This window comes from Mycobacterium sp. E1715, from assembly GCF_001667625.1.
Taxonomy (GTDB): domain Bacteria; phylum Actinomycetota; class Actinomycetes; order Mycobacteriales; family Mycobacteriaceae; genus Mycobacterium.
Window position 1 is genome coordinate 1 of the sequence record NZ_LZJJ01000209.1, and the last position, 12,080, is coordinate 12,080.

At 68.5% G+C, this 12,080-nt stretch carries 12 protein-coding genes and 3 pseudogenes; 9 read left to right on the forward strand and 6 right to left on the reverse strand.

The window, feature by feature from the left end; all coding sequences use genetic code 11:
* Positions 1–295 precede the first annotated feature (295 nt).
* Positions 296–982 (reverse strand): annotated as a pseudogene (locus A9X03_RS11475) (FAD-dependent monooxygenase); the annotation flags it as partial.
* Positions 983–1,059: 77 nt separating this feature from the next.
* Between A9X03_RS11475 and A9X03_RS11480 the strand changes: the two are divergent.
* Complete coding sequence (locus tag A9X03_RS11480; RefSeq protein WP_068016708.1) at positions 1,060–2,049, forward strand: LLM class F420-dependent oxidoreductase; 990 nt, start codon at positions 1,060–1,062, stop codon at positions 2,047–2,049.
* On the opposite strand, the gene A9X03_RS11485 is transcribed toward A9X03_RS11480, so the two are convergent.
* On the reverse strand, positions 2,046–2,339 hold the full coding sequence (locus A9X03_RS11485) for a putative quinol monooxygenase (RefSeq protein ID WP_067778611.1): 294 nt from the start codon (positions 2,337–2,339) through the stop codon (positions 2,046–2,048). The genes A9X03_RS11480 and A9X03_RS11485 overlap by 4 nt on opposite strands.
* A gap of 139 nt (positions 2,340–2,478) precedes the next feature.
* On the opposite strand from A9X03_RS11485, the gene A9X03_RS11490 reads away from it, so the two are divergent.
* Positions 2,479–2,913, forward strand: a complete 435-nt coding sequence (locus A9X03_RS11490) for a Zn-ribbon domain-containing OB-fold protein (protein ID WP_067778613.1) — start codon at positions 2,479–2,481, stop codon at positions 2,911–2,913.
* 1 nt (position 2,914) lies between these two features.
* Positions 2,915–4,060 (forward strand): thiolase family protein, encoded by a 1,146-nt coding sequence (locus A9X03_RS11495; RefSeq protein WP_068016710.1) that lies wholly within the window; start codon positions 2,915–2,917, stop codon positions 4,058–4,060.
* Positions 4,061–4,169: 109 nt separating this feature from the next.
* Here A9X03_RS11495 and A9X03_RS11500 read toward each other — a convergent pair whose 3' ends face one another.
* The 3 genes from A9X03_RS11500 to A9X03_RS11510 all read right to left on the reverse strand — a co-directional run bounded on the left by A9X03_RS11500 (position 4,170) and on the right by A9X03_RS11510 (position 9,535).
* Positions 4,170–5,354: an FAD-binding domain gene (locus A9X03_RS11500; RefSeq protein WP_068016713.1), complete on the reverse strand. Its 1,185-nt coding sequence runs from the start codon at positions 5,352–5,354 to the stop codon at positions 4,170–4,172.
* A gap of 223 nt (positions 5,355–5,577) precedes the next feature.
* Positions 5,578–7,227: a DNA repair helicase XPB gene (locus A9X03_RS11505; protein WP_067753390.1), complete on the reverse strand. Its 1,650-nt coding sequence runs from the start codon at positions 7,225–7,227 to the stop codon at positions 5,578–5,580.
* Between the two features lie 49 nt (positions 7,228–7,276).
* Complete coding sequence (locus tag A9X03_RS11510) at positions 7,277–9,535, reverse strand: helicase-associated domain-containing protein (RefSeq protein WP_067753393.1); 2,259 nt, start codon at positions 9,533–9,535, stop codon at positions 7,277–7,279.
* 118 nt (positions 9,536–9,653) lie between these two features.
* On the opposite strand from A9X03_RS11510, the gene A9X03_RS11515 reads away from it, so the two are divergent.
* From A9X03_RS11515 to A9X03_RS11530, 4 genes are read left to right on the forward strand one after another with little or no spacing between them, the layout of a single operon-like run.
* Positions 9,654–9,854, forward strand: coding sequence for a hypothetical protein (locus A9X03_RS11515; protein ID WP_139273158.1), 201 nt, complete (start codon positions 9,654–9,656; stop codon positions 9,852–9,854).
* A gap of 8 nt (positions 9,855–9,862) precedes the next feature.
* Positions 9,863–10,390, forward strand: a complete 528-nt coding sequence (gene moaC, locus A9X03_RS11520) for a cyclic pyranopterin monophosphate synthase MoaC (protein ID WP_067753399.1) — start codon at positions 9,863–9,865, stop codon at positions 10,388–10,390.
* The gene (locus A9X03_RS11525; RefSeq protein ID WP_067778626.1) at positions 10,390–10,872 is read left to right on the forward strand and encodes a molybdenum cofactor biosynthesis protein B; all 483 of its coding nucleotides are present in this window, start codon (positions 10,390–10,392) and stop codon (positions 10,870–10,872) included. The genes moaC and A9X03_RS11525 overlap by 1 nt, the downstream gene beginning before the upstream one ends.
* Entirely contained in the window at positions 10,869–11,294 is a 426-nt protein-coding gene (locus A9X03_RS11530; protein ID WP_067754920.1) for a molybdenum cofactor biosynthesis protein MoaE, read from the forward strand. The genes A9X03_RS11525 and A9X03_RS11530 overlap by 4 nt, the downstream gene beginning before the upstream one ends.
* 78 nt (positions 11,295–11,372) lie before the next feature.
* Here A9X03_RS11530 and A9X03_RS29770 read toward each other — a convergent pair whose 3' ends face one another.
* A complete protein-coding gene (locus A9X03_RS29770) occupies positions 11,373–11,732 on the reverse strand; it encodes a hypothetical protein (protein ID WP_197696058.1) in 360 nt (119 codons plus the stop codon).
* 16 nt (positions 11,733–11,748) lie between these two features.
* On the opposite strand from A9X03_RS29770, the pseudogene A9X03_RS11535 reads away from it, so the two are divergent.
* Positions 11,749–12,000, forward strand: a pseudogene (locus A9X03_RS11535) (transglycosylase family protein); the annotation flags it as partial.
* Positions 11,995–12,080: pseudogene (locus A9X03_RS29775) on the forward strand (MogA/MoaB family molybdenum cofactor biosynthesis protein); the annotation flags it as partial. The pseudogenes A9X03_RS11535 and A9X03_RS29775, both read left to right, overlap by 6 nt.

The following is a 12,080-nucleotide window of genomic DNA, read 5'->3' on the forward strand; positions in this document are numbered from 1 at the left end:
GGCGCTCGCCGGCCGCGGCGAGATGACCTGCCACGTCGGCGTGGGCCGCCTCGCGGCCATCTACACCGCCGAGCACCTCGACGACGCGCGCGCCGTCTTCCTGTTCCGCAGTAGCCGTGAACTCGACTATGACCACCGGGATGCGTTGCGGCAGAAGGACTTATTGCGTTCGGCGTTCGCCGATATGCACGAGCAGGTGGACGATTGGCTAGCCGAAGTCGACAGCACGCCCGCCTTCTACTTCGACTCCATCAGCCAACTGCGACTGGACCGATGGTCACGTCGGCGGGTCACCCTCGTCGGCGACGCGGGATATTGCCCCGGCCCGGCGGTCGGGGGCAGTACCAGCCTCGCGGTGCTCGGCGGTGTAGATGGCCGCGAGGCGGCCCACGCCGACGTGGCAGGTCATCTCGCCGCGGCCGGCGAGCGCCTTGGGTGCCGACACCACCGCCAGATAGCCGCCGAGGAACCGGGTTAGGTTGGCTTCATCGCCGAAGGTCAGCTGACGGACGTTGGAGTGCAGCCCGTCGGCGCCGACGACGACGTCGAACCGGCGGGCGGGGCCGTGCTCGAACGTCACCTCGCCGTCATGGTCGATCGCGGTGATCGCGTCACCGAACAGGTACTCGACGTCGTCGCGACCGGCGTCGTAATAGATTTCGCTGAGGTCGTCGCGCATGATCTCCACATGCCGGTCCGACGTGGCGGCGTAGATCTTGGTGAGATCGATCTCGAAGGGCCGCGCGCGACCTTCCCGACGCATGATCATGCGGTTCGTTCCGGTGGCGAGCGCTTCGATCCGGGGCAGGACGCCCATCTTCGCCGAAATCTCCATCGCGGGGCGGAACAGGTCGACGGCGTGACCGCCGGTCTTGCGCAGGGCGGGTGCCCGCTCGACGACGGTGACGTCGAAGCCGCGACGGGTCAGCCAGTACGCCAGCACCGGTCCGGCGATGCTGGCACCGGAGACCAGGACCCGCATGACGACCTCCCGCTTGCTCGACGATGGGTAAGCCTAGCGGCGGGTCTGGCCCAACGACCGGGCTAGAGTCCGTTGTTATGCGCTTCGGTCTCTTCATCCCCCAGGGCTGGCGAATGGATCTGGTCGACATCGAACCGGAGAAGCACTGGGCGGTGATGCGCGACCTGGCCACCTACGCCGACAACGGCGCCTGGGACTCACTGTGGGTGTACGACCACTTTCACACCGTCCCGATGCCGACCGACGAAGCCACCCACGAGGCGTGGTCGCTGATGGCCGCGTACGCGGCGGTCACGTCGCGGATCAAACTCGGCCAGATGTGCACTGCGATGAGCTACCGCAACCCGGTGTACCTGGCCAAGGTCGCGGCGACCGCCGACATCATCTCCGGTGGGCGGATCCAGATGGGCATCGGCGGTGGCTGGTACGAACACGAATGGCGCGCTTACGGTTACGGATTTCCCTCGGCGGGCGTACGGCTGGGCCGGCTGGACGAGGGCGTGCGGATAATGCGGGATGCCTGGCGCGACGGCAAGGTCAGCTTCGACGGTAAGCACTACCAGGTCAACGGCGCGATCGTTGCCCCCAAACCGCTGCAGGACAATGGGATTCCGCTGTGGATTGCCGGCGGCGGCGAAAAGGTGACTCTGCGCATCGCAGCGCAATACGCGCAATACACCAACTTCACACCGGAGCCCGAGGCCTTCGCGCACAAGTCGGAAGTGCTGGCCCAGCATTGTCGGCGGCTGGGTACCGACTTCGATGCCATCGTGCGTTCGGCCAACGTCAACGCCGTTGTCGGGACGTCGGACGCCGACGTCCAGGACCGGCTCCAGCGGGTCCGCGACCGCCTCGTCCGCCATGTGCCGGAGGCGGCCGCGGATGCGATGCTCGCCGCCGGCAGCGGACCCGATTCGGCGACGGGCACGCCGGAAGAGGTGATCGAGCGGATGGCCAAGTTGCGCGACCTCGGGTGCGAGTACGCCATCTGCTATTTCCCGGAGGCGGCCTACGATCGGTCCGGCATCGAGTTGTTCGAGCGCGAGGTCATCCCGGCGCTGAGCTAGACATCGGACGTGGCGTATCTCGTCTTGACCGGAGGGGCGGCCAGCAGAGGAGGAAGCTCGGTCAGCTTCCCCTCGCCCGCCCGGAACGCGCGGTACGCCTCGTCGTGCTCGACCGAGTCCCACAGTTCATAGATCAGCCAGTGCGCTTCGTCGTCCTCGTCGACGAGCACGTCGGTGCGGACGTTCCCGGCAAACGCCCGGGTGTCGCGCAACGCGCGGCCCATGACGTCGCGCGCCTGCGGCACCGCGTCGGGCTTGAACTTCAGTTCGAGTATCACCGTGACTGGCATGGTCTCAACGATATCCGCGGGTCCCGGGCGCGCCCGATCAATTAGCGAGAATGCGGTTTCCACTTTTCGGAAAGCTGTTATACGGTTCAGTGAGCAACATTCTGTAGGCGCACCGTGGACGCTTCTGGAGGATCCCCCGATGCAAAAGGCACTCGCCCCCGAGATCTCTACCTGGCCCGATGAGAGCCCACAGCTGATCGGCAGCCGGTGCGGCAGTTGTGGCGCCACCACCTTCCCGGTCCAGCAGTGGTGCCCGCGCTGCAGCCTCGGGGAGATGACCGATGTGCTGCTGCCGCGCCGCGGGACACTGGTCGCGTGGACCACCCAGGGCTTTCCGCCCGGGGCCCCGTACGCAGGCCCGACGGGCAAGGACTTCGTGCCGTTCGGCGTCGGACTGGTCCAACTCGACGACGTAATCCGAGTCGAGGGGCGGCTGACCGAGAACGACCCGGCCGAGTTGCAATTCGGCCAGGAGGTCGAGCTGACGATGGTCCCGCTCACCACCGACGAAGAGGGCACCGAAATCATGACGTTCGCGTTCCGGCCGATCGCAACTTCTCCGGAAGGAGCCTGAGATGACCAACGATGTCGCCATCATCGGCGTGGGCCTGCACCCGTTCGGCCGGTTCGACAAGACCGCAATGCAGATGGGCGCCGAGGCCATTCAATCCGCGCTGGCCGACGCCGGGGTGGACTGGAAGGACATCCAGTTCGGCTTCGGCGGCAGCCACGAAGTGTCGAACCCGGACGCGGTCACCCGTCTCGTCGGCTTGACCGGCATCACGTTCACCAACGTGTTCAATGCCTGCGCCACCGCCGCCAGCGCCATCCAGCAGACCGCCGACACCATCCGGCTCGGCAAGTACGACATCGGAATCGCCATCGGGTTGGACAAGCACCCGCGCGGCGCCTTCACCGACGACCCCGCCAAGCTGGCGCTGCCACAGTGGTACGCGCAGAACGGCCAGTTCGTCACCACCAAGTTCTTCGGCATGAAGGCCAACAAGTACCTGCACGACCACAACATCTCCCAGGCCACGCTCGCGAAGGTGGCGGCCAAGAACTTCCGCAACGGCGCGCTGAACCCGAATGCGTTCCGCCGCAAGCCGATTCCCGAGGAAGAGATTCTCAATTCCGCCGTGCTCAATTACCCCCTGACGCAGTACATGTTCTGCGCGCCCGACGAGGGCGCGGCCGCGGTGATCATGTGTCGGGCCGACATCGCGCACAAGTACACCGACAAGCCGGTGTACGTGCGGGCCTGCGAGATTCGCACCCGCCGGTACGGCGCCTACGAGGTGCACGCCACCTTCGCCCCGCTGGACGAGGACGTCTCCCCGACGGTGTACGCGGCCAAGGCGGCCTACGAGGCCGCCGGCATCGGGCCCGAGGACGTCGATGTCGCGCAGCTGCAGGACACCGACGCCGGCAACGAGGTCATCCACATGGCCGAGACCGGCCTGTGCGCCGACGGCGAACAGGAGAAGCTGCTCGCTGACGGTGCCACCGAGATCCACGGCTCGATGCCTGTCAACACCGACGGCGGGTTGATCGCCAACGGTGAGCCGATCGGCGCGTCGGGGCTGCGGCAGATGCACGAGCTCGTGCGCCAGCTGCGCGGCGAGGCGGGCGAACGTCAGGTGCCCGGCAACCCGCGCGTCGGCCTGGCCCAGGTGTACGGCGCACCCGGCACGGCATCGGCGACCATCCTGTCGCTGTAGTCCGCGACCGCGCGCGGCTCTCGGACCATGCGTGCGTCCCCGAATTTGATATCACCGGTGCTATCAAGTTCGACGAACGTCGCACGGTTCGGAAGAGCTACGCGCACCGCTAAGCGGCGTATTCGGGCAATGCGATGTCGTTTCCGAACTCGCTCCCGACGACCCAATCGGCCAGCAGCGGAACGTTCAGCAGCTTGGACGCCTGGTTGCGCGTCCACAGACCCAGCGCCGTCTTTGGCGCGAACGTGGTGGCGAATGCGCGGGCCGACCGCTGCCGGGCCTCGACGATCGGACGCAGCCGATTCTCATAGCGGCGAAACGCCTCCCGGTGATCGTCTCCCGCGCGGTCAAGTTCGCCCGCCAGTGTGTAGGCCTGCACCATCGCCAGGCCCGTCCCCTCACCCGCCAGCAGCGAGACCGCGCCCGCGGCGTCGCCGACCAGCGCCACCCGCCCGTCCGACCAGTGGTCCATGACGATCTGGCTGGTGCGGTCGAAGTACACGTCGGCTGCCCCGTCGAGTTGGCGCAGGATCTCCGGGCACTCCCAACCCGCGTTGCCGAAGACCTGATGCAATGTCGCGTTAACCTCTGACGCATCGTGCGGATCGGGACCGCTCATGTGCTCAGGCGTGAAAATAAAGAGAAACATGGTCTTCTCGTCGCGCATGGCGAATCGGGCGACCATGCGTCCCGGCATGGTGTAGGCAAGGTAGACGAGTTCGTCGCGCGGTTCATAGCCCTTGGTTTCGAATGCCGCGACCCGGTAGCCGAGATCCTTCTCGAATCTAGAGGAGGGGCCGAATACCAAGTCCCGCACGGGCGAATGAATGCCACCCGCACCGACGAGCAGATCGAATTGCCGTGAGCCGCCCCCGTCGAGGGTCACCCGCACTCCCGAATCGTTTTGCTCGACGGCGGAAACGCTTTCACCGAAAAGGGTTTCACAATGGTTGTCGATGGAGCGATAGATCATGGCCGACAGGTCACCACGGGGCACGGTGACGAACCGGCCATCAAGGTTGCGCTGGAACACCTCGGCCGCAAAGCCGCCCACCCTACGTGAATCGCGATCTACCAGTCGGACCTCGCGCACGGTGTACCCCGCGGCGTGCAGCTCGGCGGTGAGTCCCATGCGTTCGGCCACGGCGTATCCGCCACCCCAGAAGTCCACCACGTAGCCGCCGGTGCGCAGCCGCGGCGCCTTCTCGATCAGGGTTGGCTCGTGGCCATACCGTGATAGCCAGTACGCGAGCGTTGGGCCGGCGATGCCGGCGCCGACAACGGCGATCTTCATTGTGCCCACCCTCCGGTAATTGGAGTTGGGTCCACTATAGCACTATGAAACAGTTGCACTAGGCAATGTTAGTGGAAATCTTTGCGCCAGTGGCCGATCAGGCGGGACGCTCAGGAAGGTGGATGCGCGGCGCCAGGCCGGGACTATGCGGGCCTTCGCAAACTTGATATCGCCCGTGATATCAATTTCCGCCAACGTCGCATGGCGGCGGAGAGCGCTCGGCTTAAATCGCCGGCCCCAGCAGGTCGTCCGCGTCGCGAATGATGTAACCGTAGCCCTGCTCGGCGAGGAAGCGCTGCCGGTGCGCGGCATACTCCGCGTCCAGGCTGTCGCGGGCCACCACAGAGTAGAAGATGGCGCCACCACCGTCGGCTTTGGGTCGCAGTAACCGGCCCAGCCGCTGCGCTTCCTCCTGACGCGAACCGAAGGTTCCCGAAACCTGCACCGCCACAGAAGCTTCCGGCAGATCGATGGAAAAATTGGCGACCTTGGACACCACCAGTGTGGACACCTCACCCCGGCGGAACGCGTCGAACAGTTCCTCGCGTTCCTTCGTCCGGGTCGACCCCTGGATCACCGGGGCGTTCAGTTCGGCGCCCAGTTCGTCGAGCTGGTCGAGGTAGGCGCCGATCACCAGCGTCTGTTCGCCGGGATGCTTGTCCAGGATCGACCTGACCACCGCGATCTTCGAGTGCGCCGTCGAGCACACCTTGTATCGCTCCTCGGGTTCCGACGTGGCGTAGATCATCCGTTCGTTGTCGGTCATGGTCACCCGCACTTCGACGCACTCGGCCGGCGCGATCCAGCCCTGCGCCTCGATGTCCTTCCACGGGGCGTCGTAGCGCTTCGGGCCGATCAGGGAGAACACGTCGCCCTCGCGGCCGTCTTCACGGACCAGCGTGGCGGTCAGGCCCAGCCGGCGTTTGGATTGCAGGTCGGCGGTCATCCGGAACACGGGCGCGGGCAACAGGTGGACCTCGTCGTAGATGATCAGCCCCCAGTCGCGGCTGTCGAAGAGCTCCAGATGCCGGTACTCGCCCTTGGTGCGCCGGGTGATCATCTGATACGTCGAGATGGTGACGGGCCGGATCTCCTTGCGCTCGCCGGAATATTCGCCGATCTCTTCTTCGGTGAGCGAGGTGCGCGCTACCAGTTCGCGCTTCCACTGCCGTGCCGCGACGATGTTGGTGACCAGGATCAGCGTCGTCGCGCTGGCCTTCGCCATCGCGGCCGCGCCCACCAGTGTCTTGCCCGCCCCGCACGGGAGGACCACCACCCCGGATCCGCCGGCCCAGAACGAATCGGTGGCCATCTGCTGGTAGTCGCGCAGGTGCCAGCCGTCCTGCGCCAGGCTGATCGGGTGCGCCTCGCCGTCCACGTAGCCCGCGAGATCCTCTGCGGGCCAGCCGATCTTGAGCAACATCTGCTTGACCCGGCCGCGCTCGCTGGGGTGCACGACGACGGTGTCGTCGTCGATGCGGGCCCCCAGCATGGGGGCGATCTTCTTGTTGCGCAGCACCTCCTCGAGCACCGCGCGGTCCAGACTGACCAGGGTGAGGCCGTGCGCCGGGTGTTTGACCAACTGCAGGCGGCCGTAGCGGGCCATCGTGTCGACGATGTCGACCAGCAGCGGCTGGGGTACCGCGTAGCGCGAGAAGCTGACCAGCGCGTCGACGACCTGTTCGGCGTCGTGGCCGGCGGCGCGGGCGTTCCACAGCGCCAACGGCGTGATGCGGTAGGTGTGCACGTGCTCGGGCGCGCGCTCCAGCTCGGCGAACGGCGCGATGGCGGCGCGTGCCGCGCCGGCCAGTTCATGGTCGACTTCGAGCAGCACCGTCTTATCGGACTGCACAATCAAGGGGCCGTCAGTCAATGGCCCAACTCCTTCTCATTCCTCGCGGTCGCAACGCATCGCAATCCCATTATCGGCCGTTGGCCGACACCACCGACGTGATGCGGTGGATGGCGAAGTCGCGCAGACGCCCGGACGCCGAGTCGAACGCGGTCAGCTGACCGCCGCGAACGGTGATCGGCGCCACGACACGCTGGGTGGCGACACCCGCGGCATCCAGATAACCGATCACCAGCGTCTCTTGTTCCCTGGCCGCCCGCTGCAACAACGACATGGTGACCGCCGGATCGACGCGATTGTTGCCGAACGGCGCGGCGGTCACCTTGCGCAGCACCGCGACCACGGCGTTGAGGCTCTCGCTGTTGGGTCGTGGCATCGGGCGGTAGGGCCGGCGCTGCTGCGGAGTGGGGACCCGGGCGCCGCGGGGGCGGACGTCGACGACGGCGCCGGTGGAGTCTTCGGCCGCCGGGGCGAAACCCGCCGCGCGCAGCGCGGTCAGCACCTCGGCGATCGGCGCCGGAGACACCGCGACCGTCGGGGCCAGCGCGCGCAGTTGCACCCGGTCGGTCGCGGGTGCGGCGACGGCCTGGGCCAGCAGCGCGGGATCCTCGCAGCGCACGAATGACGTGGCCATGCCGATCCGCAGCTGGCCATGCCGTCTCGCGACATCGTCGATCAGGTAGGTGAGCCCCTGCGGCACAGGCGTTTTGGAGTGTCTGGCGAACAGTCCATGCATCCAGTCGCGGGTCTTTCCCACGTCGAGCGCATGCCGGATCGACGGTTCGCTGATGCGGTAGACCATCGCGGTGCCGGCCGATTCGACCGTGGCCACGGTGGCCAGGTCCTCGGCGAGGTCGCGTTCCAGTGGCCCCGGCACGACGACGGTCAGGTCGGCCTGCACCAGGAAGTAATCGATCGGTTTCGGTAGGGCACGCGCCATCGCGTCGACCGCGGGCTGCGGGCCGGTGCTCTCGTCGAGCAGGGCGCGGCCGGGGGTACTGAGCGCCCCGCGCCCCACCAGGCCCAGCGCGTGGCTCTCGGCGAGCAGATCACCCACGGGTCCGGGCTGTAACCGCTTGGCCCAGCGGGGGCGCCGCCAGATGAGCGCCGCCGACGCTGAAACCGCGTTGACGCCGGCGCCCGAAGGCAACTGGGCCAGCGTGCCCAGCAGCAGCCGGCGATCCAGCGGCGCGGCAGTCGAGTACAGCGCATCGGTAAGGGCGCCATACGGTTTGGCGTCGGGCCCCCGGCTGCCGATCAAGGCCGGCCGGCTCGGCAGGTCCAGCCAGCTGCCGGCCAGCAGCTGCCAGCGCTCCGCGGTGGGCAGCGCGGTGAACCGGTCGGTGGCCACCGTCGGCGCCCAGTACGGCCCGTCGCCGGTGGCCGGTTCGGGGTCGGGCATCCCGCTGGCGATCAAGCCGGCCGCGGCCGCCACCTCGAGGATCAGGCCCAGCCGCGACTCCTCGATGCCCGTCGTCTTGCTGAGCCGCTTGACGTCGCGGATCCCCAGTCCACCGCTGCGCAGCTCCGAAACCGGTGCGGCGGCCAGCGTTTCGATCAGGACGTCGAGCTCTCGCAGCAGGTCGATGGTGGCCCCGGCCGCCGCCGCGTCGACATCGTCGGCGGTGGTCGTCGACACCACCGGGTCGGGTGCGGTCAGCTGCATGGGACCGGCTTGTTCGCCGCGCAGCACCTGCCCGACGTGGCGGGGCAGGATCACGGTCTCGGCGTCGATGCGTCGCAGCAGTCCCATCGCCAGCAGCTGGGGCACCGGCCGGTCCGTGGGAGCGCCGGGCGCGGCGTCACGGGTGCGGCCCATCGGCGAACCCTCGAGGAGCTTCTCCAGCACGTCGAGCTGGGCCTGGTTGAGGTCGTCGATGAGCCGCGCGATCTCCTCGCCCGTGCGGGCGGCGTCCTCGAGGGTGACTTGGCCCGGGTACCAAGGCAGCGCCGTGCCGGCGTCCGGGGCGATGCGGAGCGCGGTGTCGCCCCAGACCAACGCGCGCGCGCGGAGGTCGTCCAGCGCGTCCGCTATGTCGGCGTCGCGAGCGCGCTCGCCGATCAACGCCAGCAGTTTCGTCGTCGGCACCGGCGTGGCGTCGGCCTGCAGCACCAACAGCGCGTCGAGCACCGCGAGCCGCAGGAAGTCGAGCTCGTCGGTGGCGGCCTTGACCGACTGGCGGGCCTGAGCGCGGGCGGCCAGCGCGGCGATGCTGCCGGGCGGGGGCTGGGCGAGGTCCGGCCTCAGCTCCAGCAGTCGGATCAGCCGCTCGTCGGGCAAGTCGGCCAGCCACGACCCCAGCGGGATGTCCGGGGTGTTGTCGGTCATTGCTGACCAGCGTAAAACAGTCGGCGGGTCGCACGTCGGCCACGAATGGCGGGGCCTCCTCGGTCGAACTGCCGATCTTGCACGACATGCGCAGGAGCGACCTGTCAGAATGGACGCCGTGGCTGACACTGCTGAGGGCAAAGCCCGCAAAACCAGGTATGTCGACAACGGGTGGCCGACGACGGACCCCGACGACCACGCGGTGAGCGAACTCGTGACCGACCGCACGGGCGCGTTGTCGCCGTTCGGCGAGCTGGTGTTCCCGCTGCCCTCCACTGACCTGCCCTACCTGCACCCGGTTACCGTCGTTAACCGGTAGGCGCCAGGATGGCTAAGGCCTCCGAGGCCGCCAAGCCCGCGGCGACCTGGGCATCGGGAGAATCCGGCCCGGGCGCGTTGTCACACCTGGACGACCGAGGCGCGGCCCACATGGTCGACGTCAGCGAAAAGGGAACCACGAAGCGCACCGCCGTGGCCGCCGGCGCCTTACACACTTCCCCGCACGTGGTGGAGCTGATCTCGGCCGGAGGGCTCCCCAAGGGCGACGCGCTGGCCACCGCCCGCGTGGCGGGCATCCTCGCGGCCAAGCGCACCAGTGAGCTGATCCCGCTCTGCCACCAGTTGGCGCTCACGGGAGTCGACGTGGAATTCACGGTGGGACCCGCCGACATCGAGATCATCGCGACCGTTCGCAGCACCGACCGCACGGGGGTGGAGATGGAGGCGCTGACCGCTGTCAGTGTGGCAGGCCTGACGCTGTACGACATGATCAAAGCTGTGGATCCTGCCGCGCGCCTCGACGACATTCGGGTGCTGCGCAAGGAAGGCGGCAAGACCGGAACTTGGGTGCGGTGATGGGCACCCGATCCGCCCGCGTCATCATCGCCTCGACCCGCGCGTCCGCCGGGGTATACGACGATCGCTGCGGGCCCATCATCGCGGAATGGCTTGCAGAGCGCGGGTTTTCGTTTGCCGAGCCGGCGGTGGTCGCCGACGGTGAGCCCGTCGGCGAGGCCCTGCGCAAGGCGGTCGACGACGGCGTCGACGTCGTCATCACGTCGGGCGGCACCGGTATCTCGCCCAGCGACGGCACGCCCGACCAGACCGTCGCCGTGCTGGACTACATGATCCCGGGGCTGGCCGACGCGATCCGCCGGTCGGGCCTGCCGAAGGTGCCCACGTCGGTGTTGTCCCGAGGGGTGTGCGGTGTGGCGGGACGGACCCTGATCGTCAACCTGCCCGGTTCGCCCGGTGGCGTGCGGGACGGCCTGGGCGTGCTCGACGACGTGCTCGATCACGCGCTCGATCAACTCGCCGGCGGAGACCACCAGCGATGACGCTGGTCGTCCGTGCGGCCATGACCGATCACCCGATCTTCCTGGCCGAGCACGAAGAGCTCGTGGCCCATCAGTCGGCGGGGGCTGTCGTCGGCTTCGTCGGCATGATTCGCGACCACGACGGCGGACGGCGGGTGGTGCGGCTGGAGTACTCCGCGCATCCGTCGGCCGAAGAGGTGTTGGCCAAGGTGGTCTCCGACGTCGCGGACCAGTCGACCGGGGTGCGCGCGGTCGCGGCCAGCCACCGGATCGGGGTGCTGCGCATCGGGGAGGCGGCGCTGGTGGCGGCGGTGGCGGCGGACCACCGTCACGCGGCGTTCGCCACCTGTGCGCAGCTGGTCGACGAGATCAAGGCGCGGCTACCGGTATGGAAGCACCAGTTCTTCGACGATGGGACCGAAGAATGGGTGGGCTCGGCCTAACGCCGTAGCGATTGGAGTGCCGGCACGCCCCGAAGCGAAAAACGTCCGAGGCGTGCCGGGCAGTCTTACGGGCGGGACTCAGGTGGCCGGGGCCGGCTGGGCGATCGCGTCGAGCGCGTCGTTGCCCTGGATGTCCTGAGCCCGGATGGCGTCCCACAGCTGCTTGGTGTAGCCGGCCGAGGAAACGTCCTGCGGCATGTTGGCCGGGACGAAACCGTGGAAGTCGGTGTCCACCGGCGCGTCGGCCGGGGGCGCCGGTGGCAGGTCCGCCGGGGGCGCCGGGGGCACGTCGGCGGGAGGTGCCGGCGGCACGGCGTCTGCCGGGGGCGCCGGCGGTACGGCGTCGGCCGGGGGCGCCGGCGGTACGGCGTCGGCCGGAGGCGCTGGCGGCAAGGCGTCGGCCGGAGGCGCCGGCTGGTCGAAACCGGTCAGCTGCAACGGCTACCACGGTGGCGTGCAGTTCAGCTCGAGCACTTGGGCTTCGCACGGCGGTGGCCAGTACGCGCCGTCGGCCGAACTGGCCACCAAAGAGCAGCAGATCGCCGTCGCCGAGCGCGTGCTGGCCACCCAGGGCCGCGGTGCCTGGCCCGTGTGCGGTGGCCCGCTGTCCGGCCCGTCCCCGCGCGAGGTTCCCGCGCCGGCCGGCCTGGACGCTCCGCTTGATGCGCCCGGAATCAACGGCCAGCCGGCGCCCCTGGCTCCCCCGCCCGCCGACGCGATCCGCCGGTCGGGCCTGCCGAAGGTGCCCACGTCGGTGTTGTCCCGAGGGGTGTGCGGTGTGGCGGG

Bases quoted from the DNA above. Each gene is read 5' to 3' on its own strand.
- A9X03_RS11485 (WP_067778611.1), bottom strand. From the start codon at position 2,339: ATGCCAGTCACGGTGATACTCGAACTGAAGTTCAAGCCCGACGCGGTG.
- A9X03_RS11490 (WP_067778613.1), top strand. From the start codon at position 2,479: ATGCAAAAGGCACTCGCCCCCGAGATCTCTACCTGGCCCGATGAGAGC.
- A9X03_RS11530 (WP_067754920.1), top strand. From the start codon at position 10,869: ATGACGCTGGTCGTCCGTGCGGCCATGACCGATCACCCGATCTTCCTG.
- A9X03_RS11525 (WP_067778626.1), top strand. From the start codon at position 10,390: ATGGGCACCCGATCCGCCCGCGTCATCATCGCCTCGACCCGCGCGTCC.
- A9X03_RS11495 (WP_068016710.1), top strand. From the start codon at position 2,915: ATGACCAACGATGTCGCCATCATCGGCGTGGGCCTGCACCCGTTCGGC.
- A9X03_RS11480 (WP_068016708.1), top strand. From the start codon at position 1,060: ATGCGCTTCGGTCTCTTCATCCCCCAGGGCTGGCGAATGGATCTGGTC.
- A9X03_RS11510 (WP_067753393.1), bottom strand. From the start codon at position 9,535: ATGACCGACAACACCCCGGACATCCCGCTGGGGTCGTGGCTGGCCGAC.
- moaC (WP_067753399.1), top strand. From the start codon at position 9,863: ATGGCTAAGGCCTCCGAGGCCGCCAAGCCCGCGGCGACCTGGGCATCG.
- A9X03_RS11500 (WP_068016713.1), bottom strand. From the start codon at position 5,354: ATGAAGATCGCCGTTGTCGGCGCCGGCATCGCCGGCCCAACGCTCGCG.